The 16,866-nt window shown below is 57.8% G+C and carries 14 protein-coding genes; 7 read left to right on the top strand and 7 right to left on the bottom strand.

The genetic code is table 11. The annotated features are described in order from the left end of the window. Nucleotides 1-706 precede the first annotated feature (706 nt). The 5 genes from ET33_RS08275 to ET33_RS08260 all read left to right on the top strand — a co-directional run bounded on the left by ET33_RS08275 (nt 707) and on the right by ET33_RS08260 (nt 6,073). Nucleotides 707-2,215 carry a TROVE domain-containing protein gene (locus ET33_RS08275; RefSeq protein WP_036679175.1) on the top strand — a complete coding sequence of 503 codons (1,509 nt, stop codon included), beginning with the start codon at nt 707-709 and terminating at the stop codon, nt 2,213-2,215. Between the two features lie 256 nt (nt 2,216-2,471). Next, on the top strand, nt 2,472-3,260 hold the full coding sequence (locus ET33_RS08270; protein WP_036679173.1) for a nucleotidyltransferase domain-containing protein: 789 nt from the start codon (nt 2,472-2,474) through the stop codon (nt 3,258-3,260). Next, nucleotides 3,261-3,869 (top strand): hypothetical protein, encoded by a 609-nt coding sequence (locus ET33_RS39680; RefSeq protein ID WP_235206665.1) that lies wholly within the window; start codon nt 3,261-3,263, stop codon nt 3,867-3,869. An 87-nt stretch (nt 3,870-3,956) separates the two neighbouring features. Then, nucleotides 3,957-4,865 carry a hypothetical protein gene (locus ET33_RS39675; protein ID WP_235206664.1) on the top strand — a complete coding sequence of 303 codons (909 nt, stop codon included), beginning with the start codon at nt 3,957-3,959 and terminating at the stop codon, nt 4,863-4,865. Continuing rightward, on the top strand, nt 4,847-6,073 hold the full coding sequence (locus ET33_RS08260; RefSeq protein ID WP_036679171.1) for an RtcB family protein: 1,227 nt from the start codon (nt 4,847-4,849) through the stop codon (nt 6,071-6,073). Before ET33_RS39675 ends, ET33_RS08260 begins: the two co-directional genes overlap by 19 nt. A gap of 161 nt (nt 6,074-6,234) precedes the next feature. Here the strand turns inward: ET33_RS08260 and ET33_RS08255 are convergent, their stop codons facing one another. Beyond that, the gene (locus ET33_RS08255) at nt 6,235-7,092 is read right to left on the bottom strand and encodes an amidohydrolase family protein (protein WP_036679169.1); all 858 of its coding nucleotides are present in this window, start codon (nt 7,090-7,092) and stop codon (nt 6,235-6,237) included. Nucleotides 7,093-7,098: 6 nt separating this feature from the next. Then, complete coding sequence (locus ET33_RS08250) at nt 7,099-10,236, bottom strand: GNAT family N-acetyltransferase (protein ID WP_036679166.1); 3,138 nt, start codon at nt 10,234-10,236, stop codon at nt 7,099-7,101. 180 nt (nt 10,237-10,416) lie between these two features. Here ET33_RS08250 and ET33_RS39670 point away from each other — a divergent pair, with 180 nt between their 5' ends. Continuing rightward, on the top strand, nt 10,417-10,908 hold the full coding sequence (locus tag ET33_RS39670) for a DUF6884 domain-containing protein (protein ID WP_081890250.1): 492 nt from the start codon (nt 10,417-10,419) through the stop codon (nt 10,906-10,908). A gap of 654 nt (nt 10,909-11,562) precedes the next feature. On the opposite strand, the gene ET33_RS08240 is transcribed toward ET33_RS39670, so the two are convergent. The 3 genes from ET33_RS08240 to ET33_RS08230 form a co-directional block, all read right to left on the bottom strand. Next, a complete protein-coding gene (locus ET33_RS08240; RefSeq protein WP_036679162.1) occupies nt 11,563-12,318 on the bottom strand; it encodes an alpha/beta fold hydrolase in 756 nt (251 codons plus the stop codon). 202 nt (nt 12,319-12,520) lie between these two features. Further along, nucleotides 12,521-13,285, bottom strand: coding sequence for an ANT(4')-I family aminoglycoside nucleotidyltransferase (locus ET33_RS08235; protein WP_036679158.1), 765 nt, complete (start codon nt 13,283-13,285; stop codon nt 12,521-12,523). A 183-nt stretch (nt 13,286-13,468) separates the two neighbouring features. Beyond that, complete coding sequence (locus tag ET33_RS08230) at nt 13,469-14,002, bottom strand: hypothetical protein (protein ID WP_036679155.1); 534 nt, start codon at nt 14,000-14,002, stop codon at nt 13,469-13,471. A gap of 104 nt (nt 14,003-14,106) precedes the next feature. Here ET33_RS08230 and ET33_RS08225 point away from each other — a divergent pair, with 104 nt between their 5' ends. Then, nucleotides 14,107-14,700 carry a TetR/AcrR family transcriptional regulator gene (locus ET33_RS08225; RefSeq protein WP_036679152.1) on the top strand — a complete coding sequence of 198 codons (594 nt, stop codon included), beginning with the start codon at nt 14,107-14,109 and terminating at the stop codon, nt 14,698-14,700. A gap of 80 nt (nt 14,701-14,780) precedes the next feature. On the opposite strand, the gene pdxK is transcribed toward ET33_RS08225, so the two are convergent. Continuing rightward, entirely contained in the window at nt 14,781-15,590 is an 810-nt protein-coding gene (gene pdxK / locus ET33_RS08220) for a pyridoxine/pyridoxal/pyridoxamine kinase (protein ID WP_036679149.1), read from the bottom strand. A gap of 117 nt (nt 15,591-15,707) precedes the next feature. Then, nucleotides 15,708-16,844 (bottom strand): glycerate kinase, encoded by a 1,137-nt coding sequence (locus ET33_RS08215; protein ID WP_036679147.1) that lies wholly within the window; start codon nt 16,842-16,844, stop codon nt 15,708-15,710. Nucleotides 16,845-16,866: the final 22 nt, after the last annotated feature.

Here is a 16,866-nt window from a genome sequence, read left to right as displayed (position 1 = left end):
AACAGGGATGGGAATTGGAGAAAAAGGAAAACTTTTTCTCTTGTCGTAATACTTTCGCCATGTTCGCGGGGCCGAAAATAAGCGATGATAGTACATGTAAGGCCGACGCCGAAAAGGCAAAAAGCTTTACGCCAAAAGATCACCGAGGCGCTTGGAAGGGTTACTTCGCCTCTTAAGCGACAGGTCGCCGGTTCGAGTCCGGCTTCCGCTATACGGCGGAATAGCTCAGATGGTAGAGCGGTTATGTACCTTTCCGCCCACTTCCTCGGGGATCTTCACCATATGAATACCGAAGCGAGGCGCTTGAAAGGGCTCCTTCGACTTTTATGGGAAAAGAATTGACGGCGGCAGCCGGGCGTCGGAGACGCCATGCGCCTTTTCGTTTTTCCCTCGCTTCGTTCTTAATAAGTTAATAGTACGGCAAGGCGCCGGGGAGGGTTCCTTCGCATCCAAGCGGCCAAAAGAGTATTGGGCAATATGCAGGTTCGAGTCCTGCACCGACCTTCCTCACTTTTCCTCGCCGGGTCTATGATGAGTATGCTTCGAAGTAGTTTTGCTGTGCAAAACCTAGGAATATGCTTACGAAGTGGTTTTGCTAGGCAAAACCTAGGATTATGCTTACGAAGCAGTTTTTTGCTATGCAAAAAACTAAGAATATGCTTACGAAGTGGTTTTGCTACGCAAAACCTTTAGGAGGTTTCCAACCATGAGTTTCGCTAAAAAAATGTTTGGCGCCATGCTGCCGACGACACATAACAAACACGGATTCCCGGCTTATGCGCGTTCAGCCGAAGAGCAGTACGTGCAGACGCTGTTAACCAATACGCTCGGAAATACGTTTTACGCTGATCAAAACGAGCTGCTGAAGGACGCGCTGGAGCTGCATCACGAAATGGCGCAGCAGAACCCGCAATTTATGGCCAAAGCGCTGGTGTTCGCCCGCAACGAGGGATTTATGCGACTGCAGCCGCTGTTCGGGCTCGCCATACTGTCGTCTTATCGGCCGGATGTATTCGCCAAGGTGTTCGACCAAGTGGTCCGGATTCCTTCCGATTTGTCCGATTTCCTGACGATCCTACGGGGACTTGGCCGCGGACAGGGCGGTCGGGCCGTGAAACGGCAGGTCGCTCGCTTCCTCTCCGGGGTGTCCGAATATTGGGCGCTGAAGTACAACGGTCGGGGACGCGGGTTCAGCTTGGGCGACGCGATTGCGACGGCGCATCCGAAGCCGGCCGATCTCAAGCAGCAGGCGCTGTTCCGTTACCTGCGCGGGCAGGAGACAAATCTCGCCATGCTCCCGCAGGTGGAGGCGCTGGAGCAATTGAAGCGGGCGAGAAGCGAAGCCGAGAAGCTCGCTTGCATCGAACGCGGGAAGCTGCCGTACGAAACGGTGACGGGCGCGATCAAGCCGTCCAAGGCCGTCTGGGAGGCGCTGCTGCGCCAGATGCCTACGTTCGCACTGCTGCGCCATTTGAACGCGCTGGATCGCGCAGGCGTGTTCGAGAAGAAAGCTAATCTGGCGTTCGCGGTGGAGCGTCTGACGAATGCCGAGGCGCTGCGCAAGGCGAAAATTTTGCCGTTCCGGTTCGCCAAGGCGTTTCGGGAGGTAGAGCGTCCGGAGCTGCGCGACGCGCTTCGGGCCGCGGTGGAGCAGACGTTCGCGAACTTGCCGGAGATCGGCGAGAACACGGCGATTTTCCTCGATATTTCCGGCTCCATGCAAGGGGAATATTTGCAGATCGGGTCCGTATTCGCCTTGGCGCTGTACAAGAAGACGCAAGGGAACTCGTTGTTCTGGCTGTTCGACACGGAAGTGACGAACGCCAAGCCGTCGCGTCACGACAGCATTCTAACGCAGGCGGAGCGCATCCGTTCCCGCGGCGGAACCGATACCGGCGCCCCTGTGCGCAAGCTGTTTTACGAAAACAAGCGGGTTGATCAGATCATCATTATTACGGATGAGCAGCAGAACAGCGGCAGCCCGTTTTACGCCGAGCTGGCAAAATACCGCGCCCAGGTGAACCCGCTCGTCAAGGCGTTCATCGTCGACATTGCGCCGTACCGTTATGCGATGGCGCCTCCGGCCGACCGGAATACGTTCTATATTTACGGCTGGAGCGACACCGTGCTGTCCTATATTGCGCAAGCGGTACAGGGCTACTCGGATATGACCGGGAAGATCGACGCCATGGAGCTGGGTGGTACCGAAAAGTAACGATTCACTTTCTGCAAAAAGGAGGCCGATGAAGATGGCAGGGATTACGACGACGAAATTACAGTTCATCCTGAAGTACAAATAATGCAGTTTGCCAAATCATGGCAGCTTTGACTTCCGCATCTCATCGGTCCTATTCGGATGACATTTTACGCGCACGCCGTAAAACCATCTATAAGAACATCGGGCCATGGACCGCTGAGGTCGATGGCTTTTTCCGTTACCACCATCTCGATCCCAAGGAGGGAAAACCACGATGACCGACTTTCGTCAACATATATTAGAAGAACTCTGCCACATCGAGCGGCAGGAGCAGGTGCGCATCCTGTACGCCTGCGAATCGGGCAGTCGGGCATGGGGGTTCCCGTCGAAGGACAGCGACTACGATGTCCGTTTCCTGTACGTTCGGCCTGTCGAGTGGTATTTATCCATATTTGAGCAACGGGACGTGATCGAGCGGCCGATCAGCGATAAGCTCGATGTCAACGGCTGGGATTTGAAGAAGGCGCTGAACTTATTCCGCAAATCGAACCCGCCGCTGCTGGAGTGGCTGCAATCGCCGATCCCGTACTACGAGAAATACTCTGCGGCAAAGCGTATTCGCAGCATCTCGCCGCTGACCTTTTCCCCGAAATCGTGCATGTATCACTATCTCAATATGGCGAAGGGCAATTACCGCGAATACTTGCAGGGGGAGCAGGTGAAGATCAAAAAATATTTTTACGTGCTTCGCCCGGTTCTGGCCTGCGAATGGATCGAGCAGTTTAACGCGATGCCGCCGATGGAATTCGACGTGCTGGTGGACCGCTTGGTGCCGGAGGGCAGCGAGCTGAAAAAGGTCATTCTCGAACTGGTAGACCGCAAAATGGCGGGGGACGAAATGGACTACGAGCCGAGGATCAACCCTATCAACGATTTTTTGGAACAAAAAATGAATCATTTCGAGCGCACGGCCGTTCATCTGAAAAGCGCCGAAGGCGGACAGGCTTGTGAGCTCGACGGGCTGTTCCGCGCCGTGCTTGGCGAAGTGTGGGAGAATAGGTGATTGACAATGATAAACACGTTGAATCAAAATACGCTTTATCCATGGGCCGGCAAGCCTTCCATCTATGAGTACATCGTGTCCGCGCTGGATGACCGGGACCGGCTCAATGACGCCAGGCTGCCGGATGACGACGAGTATTGGGCCGGGCATTCCGTGCGCTGGGTCGCGGGGGGCATGGACGGCACGTTCAGCCATCATGCCGGCGGGCAGGCGGAGACGGCGAAGGTGCAGGCGCTGGTACAACTTCTCGTCAAGCAGAGCCGGAGTCCTGACAACAAAACAAGACGCGCCACGTACCTCAAGCTGATGCAGGAGGATGTGCTGAACGTCATTGACTCGCTGTTGGAGTCGCTACGGGAACACCCCGGAGTCGTCATTCCGAATCTGTACCAGGAAGCGGAGTGGTTTGCGAGATCCGGGGCGCACCGCAATGTCGTCAAGCTGGGGATTGCGTTGCTGGGCCAGTTCGAAACCGAGAAACACCGGGAACTGGTTATCACGCTGGGCAAGCATGACGAATTTACGCTTTATTCGGCGGTTGCGATTCGGGGCAGTCTGGACAACGCCAACGAGACGCTGTTCGAATTGGCCAAGGCTGTAGACGGCTAGGGAAAAATCCAACTGGTCGAGCGCCTAGAGCCGCAGACGCAGGAAATCCGGGATTGGCTGCTTCGCCACGGCTGCCGCAACAGCGTCATGAACGAATATTTGGCCTGTTATTGCGCGCGTAACGGCGGACTGGCCGAAGCGCTATCGCAAGCTTCCGTGGATCTTGAGCTGTATGACGGGGCAGGGGTCATCCTCTCGTCACTGCTGTCCGGTGGGCCTGCGGAAAATATCGACGACTATGAGGACGCAGCATCGGCGGTAAGCGATTTTCTAAGGCATTCGCAGACAATGTGCGTTACCGCGGCGCAGCTATCGGTTGTGACGGATATTTATGATTTTTTAAACGAAGACGGTCAGCGTTGGGAGCAGCGGTATGACAGAGGCTGGTCCGGCGACCTGCGCGAAGCCTGCAAGCGGCTGTGCGAGAACGTCATTCAAGACGAAGGATGGACATCCAAAATATGGGAAGACATCCGCTCGCAGGACAGCGCGGTATGGCAGCATGCGATCTATGCGGCTAAACGGCTCCGCATGGATATCTGGGAGGAGCTATTCGGGCGGCTGCAGGAGCATCCGCTGGATAGCCACCTGTATTATGAGCTCGTGCACACGGACGAACCGGAGCGGATGGACCGCTTGGTCCGCTATGCGGAAGCGAATCTTCCATTGGAGGAAATCGCCAGCGGTCCGCAGGACGAAATCGGCTACGGGGAGCAGTACGGGCCGCATCAATGCCTGCAAAGCCTGCTGCAGGCGCTGGACGTGTTCGAGGGGCACGGGACGAAGCTGATCGCCGCCGGCTTGCTGAGCCCGGCAACCATGAACCGCAACATGGCGTTGAAATGCTTGGAGGCATGGCCTCTTCCGGTCTGGGGAGAGGAAGTGGCGGCCGCGTTGCAGGAACTAACGGTCTCCGAGCCGAATGAACAAGTAAAAGAACGAATTGCGAAGCTTTTGCAGGAAAAGGAGCTGACAGCATGGCTTATCAAATCATAGACGGCGTCCGTGTCTGGGGAAACCCGGAGGCAGGCGCCTTGGCGCAAGCGAAAACGTGCGCGGAGCACGGAAATGTCGTGCAGGCACTTCTGATGGCGGACCACCACAAGGGCTACAGCCAGCCGATCGGCGGGGTGATCGTCTACGAGGGACAAATTTCGCCGTCCGGCGTCGGGTACGATATCGGGTGCGGGAACAAAGCGGTGCGAACGAACCTGCTGGCTGCGGATATCCGGCCACGGCTAGGGCGTATCATGGACGATATCGCACGGAACGTTTCGTTCGGCATCGGGCGCGTAAATAGCGAGAAGGTGGACCACGAACTGTTCGACGATCCGGATTGGTCAGTGTATGCCGCCATCGGGCATCAGGAGCACGATAAACTGAAGAAGCTTGCCCGCGATCAGTTGGGGACCGTAGGCAGCGGGAATCATTTCGTCGATTTGTTCGAGGAAGCGGGGACGGGACGGCTGTGGATCGGCAATCACTTCGGCAGCCGCGGGTTCGGCCATAAGACGGCCAGCGGCTTTATTAACCTTGCGGCGGGCAGGGAGTTTTTGGCGAACGCTCCGGGGGAAAAGATGGACCAGCCGCCGGTGCTGCTCGATCTGGACAGCGAGCTTGGCGATATGTATTACCGCGCCATGAAGCTGGCCGGGCGGTATGCGTATGCCGGAAGAGATGCCGTCATCCGTCAGGTGCTGGCGATTCTGGGAGCGGACGCGGAATTGGAGGTGCATAATCACCACAATTACGCGTGGAAAGAAACCCACGGCGGCCGGGAAACGGTCGTCGTGCGCAAAGGGGCGACGCCGTCCGCTCCCGGCCAGCTCGGGTTCATCGGCGGCAGCATGGGCGACATCTCGGTCATTGTCCGAGGAAAGGATACGGAGGAGAACCGGGCGGCCTTCTACAGCACGGTGCACGGCGCGGGAAGAATTATGAGCCGCACGCAAGCGGCCGGCAAGATGAACTGGAAGACGCGTACCCGCTCAGGCGGCCTCATCTCGGAGGTGCAAATGCACGAGGCCGTGAGAAGCTTCGGCGTCGAGCTTCGCGGAGCCGGGACGGACGAGAGCCCGTTCGTGTACCGGAAGCTTCGGGAAGTGCTGGACGCCCATACGGAGACGATCGAGGTACTGCATGTGCTGAAGCCGATCGGCGTATGCATGGCCGGGGCAGACGAATTCGATCCGTATAAGGATTAAGGCTCTTTTAATCAAATTTTGAACTTCTTTTAAGGTGGGCTTAAGCTTCGGGCTGCATACTAAAGAAGATCCCGTTACTTAACATATATCTTTGATCCCCGCCGTCGCTGCCATCGACGAGGCGGGGATTTTTTTTGAGCGTTTATGCGTCGTTTAAGCGGCTACTCCACGAGCGGAGCAATTTTCGGAAACACGCGCAGGGCGGTTTTGTAAAAGACGTGCTCGTGATACGCCTCCGGAATCAGCTCCTGCACGAATTGCAGATAAGGCTGCACGGGGGCGAGCGGCCAGTCGGTGCCGAACAGCATCTTCTCGTAATGATCACAGTACGTCACCGCGTGGCGCAGATGGGCGAAGAAGAGCGGGGAATCCTTGAGCCGCGCGCATTCCGCGGCATCGCCGACCATCAGGCCGGACAAATCGGCGAATACGTTGCGGTTCTTGTAGACGATCTCGGCTCCGTCCAGCACCCACGGGTCGCCGAAGTGGGCGATCATGAAGTTGACGTCGCGATGGGCGACGGCAACCTCGTCCACCGTCAGCGGGTGGGAATATTTCAGCAGGCCGCGCTCCGAGTACGTATCGCCCGTATGATAGACGACCGGGACCTTGTACTGCTTCGCCAGCTCGTAGACCGGCTGGTAGACGTCATCATAGGCATAGTACGGATAGTAGCCGAGGTAAATTTTGATCCCGACCGCCTCCGGCCGCTGCAGCGCTTGCTCCAGCTCATCCAGTCCGGCGTTGCCCAGCTTGAACGGGTTAACGCCGGGGCAGTACACGATCTGCCCCGGATACGACTCCACCATGTCGAGTCCCATCGGCGTGGGGGCTTCCCGGTCGGGGAAGCCTCCGGCGGCGGTCTCCGTCACTCCCATGCCGATGCCCAGCACGACACCGTTCTCGGCGTATTCGCGCAGCAGCCCGTCAACGGAGTAATCGACGAACGAGCGGTTTGCGGCCGTTTCCTTGAACGAAGCAATATGAGACAAATGCATGTGTGCATCAATGATTTTCATTCCGTATTACTCTCCCTCCGTGTCACTGGTATCAAGTATAAGAGGGAAGGCGAGTCTGCGTAAAGCCTCCAAGCTGTCCGCGGGCAGCGGGGCGTCCGGGAAGACGAGGAACACCGGAGCCGAGCGGCTCACGCTTCCGTGAGGCAGACAAACCCTCCGCGTGAATGACAGGACGCTGATCTCCTTGTTCGTGTAAACTGAAGGGCGGTTGGCTTCTTCGTCCGTGACGATATGCATAACTCCGGTTTGGCTATCCAGTCCGAACACGTAATCCTTCGTCTCACGCACGCTGAGCTCCCCTTTTCCGAGAGGGTAACGCAGCACATTTCCGTTCGGAGCGCAGGTTTGCAGCCACCCATAGCCGTCCGTCTCGTCGGGACGAAGGAACAGCTCGCTGACCATCGATTTGTCCAGATACGTTCCCGTGTTCTGACGGATATCCGTCATATAAGCGAGCATCGGTACCCCGGGGAGCATCAAATAGTAGCTGTCCATGGTCGTCCCTTTGAACGTATCGTGGTTTCGAACGGATTGACGGACCCGGATGCCCGCCCACACGTTGCCTTTCTCGTCGGAGAGGCGGACAAAGGCGGCGGAATGCTCTTCTTTGCGCACGGATAACGGACCCATCTCTTCGAATTGGCCCGATAAGCCGCCGGTCCAAGGATTCCACCACGACTTCGCTCCGTATTCGGGAAACCCGGAAGCAAGCCATTCCCGGCCCCCGACCGCTAGCGACCGCAGCCCAGGGTAATAGTCGGCTGCTGCGGAGATGCGAATGATTCCATTGTCGGCCTCTAGCACCGAATAATCGGCTTCGGTCGATGTCGTGCCGCTGACTTCTCCGCTGGAAACCGGGAACAAGGCGGCATGATACGTCTCTTCATGCGCGCCTAGACGCGCTTCCACCCGGACCACGCGGCAGCGGGATGCCGGACGAGGCAGCATGAAGCGGGCTTCCGCCGCCTCTTCGTCAGGCGACAAATGCACCTGCTCCGGTGTTTCGGCCGCATCCATGTAGCGGGCGGAGAGCTCGCCTTCCCATACGGTCTGCTTCGCATCCCGAAGCGTGACCGGCACTTCCTCCGCATCTGGCGTGACGAACGGGTTTCCTTCATTGGCCGTCAGCTCCACATGGCGGATCGGCGGCGCCATCGTTTCCTGTCCGATGCGCTTCAGGGCAAATTCCCGGAACGAGGTCCAATCGTCGAACCCGCCCATAGACAAGAAGATCGTATCCGAGGTTTTCGTTTCTCCGGCTTCCAGCCGTCCGAAGCGGGTTTCCAGCTCCAGATACCAATCGCCCATGTTCATCCGGTGGGTGCCGGACCAGCAAATCCCGTATGTGCTCCTGACGCCCCGGGCGAAAAGCCAAGGCTCGCTAACCTTGGAGCCGTCCCAATATTCGTGATCAATACCGTGCGAGTCGGCCGTTGCGACGAATTGACCGTCGTAAGGCAGAACGATCCCGTACAGGTCGGAACGAATGCGCTGGGAGACCCACATTTCGCTGACGACGGGGGCGTTCGAGTCGTTTTCCAGCTCCTGCCACAGCTTCGCCGTTCCGTCGGCGTACAGCAGCGTGTGGAGATGCAGCAGCAGCTGCGGGAACGCATCCGAGCGGTACGTATGGCGGAAGCCGACCGCTCCTCGTTCTTCTTTTGGCTCTACACGTATCGGCTTTTTCCGGGTAAATTCGGCGGAATACGGCTTGCCTATCGACGGCGGGAGCAGCATGATCTGCTCGTCCTTCCGGTTCCAGGCCCGAAGGAACGTTTCGTTGTGATCCTTATCGTATTCGATCCCATAGCTGCCGTTCACGGCAACCCGGTTGTCCTCCGTCTCTCCGGCAAACATCGCCCCGGGTCCCCCGAAGGCTCCGCCAACAAAACGGGTGAACGTCACCTCCGGCCCGTTGTCCGGAACGGCCCGGATTTGAAGCAGGGTTTGGTAGAAGCCGTAGTCGAGCAGGCGGTACGGAACCGCTAACGATATCCGCTCCTTCGCATCCAGGCGCGCTTCGAAAGCCCGTTGTCCGAGCGCAAGCCAAGCTTGCTCCGGCAGCTCGAAGGAGAACGTGGCCGTCTCCGGGAAATGGTTTTCCATATCGAGGTACAGGACGTAATCCCCGCCAAGCGCATGCCTTACATCCGGCACCTGCATCGTGAGACCGGCAGGAAATTTCGGCACGACGCCGACCTTGAGCAGCGCTTCCAGTCCGTTAATTCGTACCCGCGTCTGCACGGCAGGGCAGGTGCGCCATTCGCTCTGCTCTTCCTCGATGGCTCCGACGAAGAAACGTGCGGCGATCCGTTCCTCGCCGTCCACTTGCAGCTCGCTTTTCCAATTGAATGTCACATTGCGGTCCGATTCGCCCTGGAGCTCAAGCTTAAGCGGGGCGCCCGATTTGTTTACAACTTGGTACTCTATCGTATACTCGCTTCCGAACACCGGCTCGGCCTGCTCCGCGACTGCGGACAGCAAGTAGTCCTCCGTTTCGATGAGGCAGATGCCGCGGCCTCTGCGCTCGATATCCACGCGAAGCGATTGTCCGTTCTTGGACCACGCGTAAGTGTATGTATCGAAGCCGTTCACTTTATGGCCGTCCGGTTTCACTTCGATCGTTCGCTTCAAGTCGGCGTACCAATCGATATCTTGAAGATAGGGGGCAAGCGCTTCGCAAGCCGCCACCTGAGGGATGAAGTTCATGAAGTGCGTCGCGTCCTCGCGGTCTTCCCAGAAAAAGCCGCATCTCTTGTACAGCGGCACCGCCTTCATATTGGCTTCCCAAGTGTATAAATCGACGCGCGGCCAGCCCAGGCGGATCGTTTCCTCCACCGCCCGCAATACGAGCATTTTGCCGATTTTGCGGCCATGGTAATCGGGACGTACGTTCAACAGCTGGATGTACAGTGCGCCGGTATCCTCGCGGTATTCGCCCAGGCTGCAGTATCCGACGACTTGATCGTCGCAGACGGCGAGAAAGACGGCCATGGCATCCGAGTTTTCCTCGTCCTGGCGAATCTGCTCGGCTGTCCGGACGGCCGGTCCGCCGCCCCATTCGTCTTGGCTCCGGTTCCACATTTCGGCTACGCTTTCCGCATAATCAGGGTGGTAATGTACGATATCCACATGCGTTGTCATTTTGCTTCCACCTCGGCTCAGTTAAATATAGAAGATAATGGATATACGTCCGAGAAGGGAGGAAGGTTGCAAGTTCGGGGAAAAAAGAAGGGGATGACCGTTCCCGCGGCGAAGCAATAGCGGCAGACAGCTAAGGAAGCGCAGGTTATTGCGCGCAACGACGGAAGGAGCGGGACGAACGTGAACAGACTGTGCATCATTCCTTGCGGAGCCAAAAAAATATGGGATACCGCCGCAGCACCGTCAGGTCCTTGCCCGGCCAAACAGGCGTACATTTCGCCCCTTCACCGAAAATGTCAGGCGTATGCGGACCGTTATTTTGATCATTGGGCGATATTGTCGGCCAAGCACGGTTTTTTGCTTCCGGACGATAGGCTCGATGAAAATTACAATGTCGCCTTTGGCAGCGGGCACCCGGAAATCATTTCATTGCACGAGTTGAAACGTCAAGTAAGCGAAAAACGGTTGGACCGCTTTGAGGAAGCTGTCGTGCTCGGCGGCAAAAAGTTCACCGGGATCGTTCCCGAGGTGTTTTCCGGGGAGACACGGATTTATTTTCCGCTGGTCGGGAGCAGGGGGATCGGGGATATGCTGCAAAAGCTGAACCGTGCTCTGGAGCGCAACGAACCGTTCGATGGCGTTGTTGGAACAAGGGAAGAGGGCTTGGAATAAAAGGGGCTCCCGCCGCCGTCGTATCGACGGAGCGGAAGCTGCGGGAGAGTCAGGAGCCGTCCGGCTGCAAATTCCGATTGCCACAAGCGTTTGCGCCTTCATATCGTCCAGCGGGAATCCCGAAGAATAATTGGTATACTTCAGCATGATGCCTTGGAGCGTCGAGGAGAAGTGAAGTGACCGTTTCCGGGGATCGGGAGCGCCCAGCTTCTCGAACATTTCGCATTGGGCCTCGAACTGCTCCGCGTAGGCGCCCAGCAGCCGGTTTCCATGCTTGGCAACGACCTCATCTTGTCTCGGACAGGTGAATAAGTTCAGATAGAAGCGGAATACTTCCGGCTGCTCGCGGACGTTGTCCAGCGCCCCTTCGACGATATGGCGCAGCTGCTCGGCAGGGGTTTCTTTGGCGACCGCGGCCTGCATCACTTCAAGCACCTCTTCGATACGAAGATCGACCATAGCGGCCAAGAGTTCCTCTTTGCCTTTGAAATAGTTGTAGAGAAGGCCCTTTGAAATGTCCGCTCGCTTGGCTACATCGTCGATGGAGGCGGAATGGAACCCTTTCTCGATAAAAAGCTCCGTGGCCGCTTGTAAAATTTTATCTCGGGCGCGCGGCGAATCTGTTCGTTTTCCTCCGGCGTTCGGGGCATGTCGTTACTCCTCCAGAAACTGCAAAATCGTATGGGAGACCTCGTCGGGATGGGTGAACATAGGCATATGATCCGTGCCGTCGATCCACACGAGGCGGGCATTCGGAAGCTGACCGAATTGCTCGGCGAGCGGGAACAGGTCTGGGCGGTCGAGTGTGCCAATCATGAACAAAGTCGGCGCCGCAAGCCGGTCCAGCCTTTCGATGGCAGGAGGCTGAGGCCATACCGATTCGCCGCTTTTCCAATCGAACCATCGCTGGATATTGTGTCTAATCATCTCGGTCATAAGCTCTAGGTGGTGCGGGCTTGCTTTGACGACGTCATAGGACGGAAGATCAAGCGAAAACTCGGTCATTTTCTCTACATCCGGCGCCGCGGCGAGGACGCGCTGGAACCGCTCCTCAATGTCCGGCGCATTCTGGAAGCCCGTGACGGAGCAGGCGATAAGCACGAGCTTGGATACCCGTTCGGGGTACGTCAGGTCGAAGTCGACGGCAATCTGGCCGCCTATGGAGTGGCCGACTAGTATGGCCTTTTCCAGGCCGAAGTGGTCAAGAACCATTTTTACATCCTCGACGTAATTGGCGGGCTCGACAGGCGCCGGCGATTGTCCGGCTCCCCGTCCGTCGAATGCGATAACCCGATAGTTCGCCGCAAGCCTCGGAAGGATGAACTGCCAGGTGCGCATATCTGTCCCGCCCCCGTGAAGCAGGACAATCGTCTCGTCGCCCGCCCCATAAATTTCGTAGTGAAGATCCATCGTGATTCCTCCTCCGACGTATTTTCCGCAACAGCGGATAAAATGATGACCGGACCGTGACGCGTAATAGAAGCGATGGAAAAAGGTGCCATGGTCCTTGCAGATTTAGTATAATTTATGACTGAACGTACAGTCAATATAAAAATGTTGCAAGCATAGAAAATGACCCGCAGCGGATGCGGGCCTTTGTGCCGAATTGCTTTTAAAATGGAATTCGTTCCGTGATAAACGCATAGTCATGCTCTTCCGCCCACGCTTGCAGGCCAGTCCAGAAAGCCTCGCACGCCAGGAAGACACCGTCCGGGTCGGATAGCTCGCCGGACAGCACGAGCTGTGCCAGCGCGTCAAAGCCGTCAGGCCGGTCGGGCAAGGTCATTGCTTCGGGAATGACCTTGGCTCCCGTAGAGTAGGTTCTCCGATGATGCAGCCCGATGAGCATCGCGGCGTAATGCACGGTTTCCATGGCCAGATAAGGCAGGTACGTCCGTGGGCCTTGGGCGTTGGCATTGCGCCATTTGCCGGCGAATTCGAACATTTCGCCGACCAGAATGCTGCGGATATTTTCCCGGAAATCGGCTACGTCCGGTGACTGGACCGCTGCTTTCAGGTCATCGAAAAAGCCGTCCGGGTCGTACAGCGGCAGAGCCGTAAGGAAGGCGCCGTGGGACAGAGGCCATGTATCCTCGACGGTCCGCGCATACTGCAGCAGCTCCTCCTCGCTGTACACGTTCACCTCCGCTTTCCAGGCCCCGGCCGCCCATTCGTGGCTGAAGTCGACCGGTTCGTCTCCCGAGCGGAGAACGCAAAGCATCTCGGTGTCCGAGAACGGCCCGTCCGTGCCGCGCGCCATGGAGCCGTAGAGGCCGATCGCTTTTAGGTTGTCGCCGTAAACCTGCTTAAGCCGGTCGGCAATTTCACGGGCAATGGCCCGTCTTTCTTCTTTGGTTACCGCCTGTGGTCCGTTCATTCGTTTGCACACTCCTTGGTAAAATATGAGGTTGGTTTCGCGCATCGCTTCGAACGGAGGCGGCGGTCCCCGGGGTTAACGGGGGATTTTTAGGCGAGGCATGAGCATCGATCTCCTTTTGAAAAATATACGATTGTCTTACTCTTACGAGCGAGAAGGGCACAAGGTTTCAGCCAAATCCGGCTATGCTTTTTTGGGCCAGAAGGTATAGCTGAAGCTCCATATAAAGTCGATCCCCAGTATGACCGCCCAGCGCCAGATCATGCTCCACAAGTCCGCCGTCCGGCTCTCGTCGTCGACGAACCAGATCATGCCGAGCAGAACCAGGCAGCCGATGATCCAGGCCAGCAGGTGAAGAAACCACGTCTGCCGCTCGCGGCGGGCATGGGCGGCGCCGTGCTTAGGCTTTGGTTCGGGCGCCGGAGCCCCTGCGAACCGGTGTGCGAACCGTATGTCGGCCCACCGGATCATCCGGTGACCGCAGGCGATGGATACGCCGATATAGACGGCGGCGAGGCCGTGTACGAAGCTTGCGGTCGCCCCGTTGCGCAAATCAATGACGGTCGCAATGATCAGGACCAGATCGACCACCGGCGTGGCAACCAGCAAAAGAGCTCCGATTCGTTTCATACCCAAAATATAACGGAAGACAAGTCCGGCGACGACAAACACCCAGAAGCCAATTTCACAACCGATAATAAATGCGGCTATCGTCATACAGTCAGTCCTTTCTTTTCTTTTTTTTGATACACTTGTATTGCTAAGCAGGGTTTATTTTAGCATTGTTGTATTAAAAAAAACAACCGTGCTATAATCGGGGCATGCCTAAAATCGTAAACCATGAAGAGCGACGGGAGCAGTTGGCGGAAGCGGTGTGGCGGATTATTCGCCGCGAAGGGCTGGAAGGGGTCAGCGTGCGCAGTGTCGCCGAGGAAGCCGGCATATCTCTTGGCTCGCTGCGTCATTACTTCGATTCGCAATCGGCTTTATTGGCTTTCTCCATGCGGCTGGTCGCCGAACGGATAAAAAAACGTATACAGTCGCTTCCGCAGGACGGCGATCCCCGGGAAAATATCGAAACGATTATCGGTCAAATCGTGCCGCTGGACGAAGACCGCTTGGCGGAAAGTCAAATCTGGATCGCCTTTTCGACTTTTGCTTTGACCGAGCCGGGCTTGATGCCGCTGAGCCGGGAAATCCACGACTCGCTGCGGGGTGTGTTCCGTAAGATTTTCGAATCCCTCGGCCAGTCGCAGCTGCTGAAGCCAGGCCTTGACACGGAGATGGAAGCGAAGCGGTTCCACGCGTTGGTGGACGGGTTGGTCGTACACGGCGTCATCGCGTCCGAGGTCGTAAGAGCGGAAGAAATTGCGGGGATCATTGCGCGGCATCTGGATAGCTTGCTTGTGCCGTAACGCGGTCGTTGGCAAAAAGTATAAAGAGCCCGTCTCGGACTGAGACAGGCTCTTTGATATGGACAAAATCGGTGACAGGCTTACCCGAACTGGCGCAGCGCCGAATGGCGGGTCGGGCCGACAAAGCCGTTCAGCGGAAAGCCGTGCCGGATGGCTGCACTGATGAACCGTTTTGCGGTATCGACCGCTTCTTTGACGTCGGCGCCTTTGGCAAGCTCGGCCGTAATCGCGGCGGAGTACGTGCATCCGGCTCCATGCGTATAGGTGGTGGAAATTTTATCCGATTCGTACAGCTCGAATGTCTTTCCGTCATAAAGCAAGTCGACCGCCTGCGGATGATTCAGCTTCGCGCCGCCTTTGATCAGGACGTATTTGACGCCTGTCGCATGGATGATCTGCGCCGCTTCTTTCATGTCCTCCACCGTTTGAATCGGCGGACGGTTCGCAAGCTGCGCCGCTTCGAACAAATTCGGAGTGACGACGTCCGCGATCGGGACGAGCAGCTCCCGCAGCGCTACCGTAGATTCGGGATGGAGCGCCTCGTCGTTGCCTTTGCAGACCATTACAGGGTCCACAACGATACGCTGCAGCCCTTTGCCTTTGAGCGTACGCGTGACGAGCTCGATCAGCTCGACGGAGCCGAGCATGCCCGTCTTGAGCGAATCGATGCCAATGCCGTCAAGCACGGTTTGCAGTTGGGCTTCGACGGTAGGCAAAGCGACCGGATGAACGCCATGGTGCCATTGGTTGTTCGGGTCCATCGTGACGACCGTCGTGAGAACCGTCATTCCGTAGACGTCGCGTTCCTGGAACGTTTTTAAATCGGCTTGAATTCCGGCGCCGCCGCTTGTATCGGAGCCGGCAATGGTTAATGCTTTTGGTATGCTCATTGTACTTCTCTCCCCGGATGAATGAAGTTGCATTTATGACCTATCCTATCACGTTGGCGCAAAATTTCAATCGAAATTTCACGGATTCAGACGAAAAGATTCCAAACCAAATGTCGGCTATCGCCGTCTGACGCCCTGTAGCAGGCGCATCATTTGGGCTGCCGCCTCGCTTGCCCATTCTGCGGCATGCCCGACCGCATCCTGCAAGTCGCAAGGCTTGCGTACGATGGAAAAAGCCGCCGTCAGTCCGAGCTCGTCCAACTGATCCGCAGGCAGCTCCAGACTGCCGCACAAAGCGACTACCGGCACTCCCGCCTCCCGGGCCTTGCGGCAGATGCCCGCAATTGCTTTGCCGGACAGCGTCTGCCTGTCCAACCGGCCTTCGCCAGTGAAGATTAAGTCGGCGTCCCGAAGCTGCGCTTCGAACTTCGCCTTCTCCAGCACAATGTCGATGCCGGAGCGAAGCGGCGCGCCGAGGAACGCATGCAGCCCGGCCCCCATGCCGCCGGCCGCGCCGCCGCCAGGCAGCGTCAGCACGTCGATGCCGGTTTGCCGGCAAATGACGTCGGCCCACTGCCGCAGCGCCAGATTCAGCGCTTGCGTCATGTCCGGCGTCGCGCCCTTCTGCGGGCCGAAGACGGCGGAAGCGCCCTCCGGCCCGCAGAGCGGATTGCGGACGTCCGTCGCTGCGACGAAGCGGCATTCCGCGAGGCGCGGGTCCATGCCGGAGGCGTCGAAGCCGGCGAGTTCGGCGAGCGCTCCGCCCTCGGAGGGCAGCGGGACGCCGTCCGCTCCGTACCAGCGGACGCCGAGCGCCTCCAGCATGCCTGCGCCGCCGTCATTCGTCGCGCTGCCGCCGAGCCCGATGAGGAACTGCCGGCATCCGCGGTCCAATGCGGCCCGAATCAGCTCGCCCGTCCCGTAGGAGGAGGCGGCAAGTGGGTTGCGCCGCGCTTCGGGAACGAGCGGCAGCCCGGACGCCTGCGCCATTTCGACGACGGCGGTGCCGTCCTTCAGGATGCCGTAGACGGCCGTGACCGGCTCTCCGAGCGGACCGCGGACCTGCACCTCCACCCGGGTACCGCCGCAAGCATGCACAAGGCTGTCTACCGTGCCTTCTCCGCCGTCCGCGACCGGAAGCTCGACGATGTCGGCATCCGGGACGACGCTCCGAATGCCGGAGCTCACGGCTCCGCACAGCTGCAGCGCGGACAGCGAGCCTTTGAACGAATCCGGCGCAATTATGATTTTCATTGGTCATTCCCCCGCAGATCCA

Source organism: Paenibacillus tyrphae, from assembly GCF_000722545.1.
GTDB lineage: Bacteria > Bacillota > Bacilli > Paenibacillales > NBRC-103111 > Paenibacillus_G > Paenibacillus_G tyrfis.
Note: the sequence above shows the minus strand (reverse complement) of the source record. Positions and strands in the feature narration are given on the sequence as shown.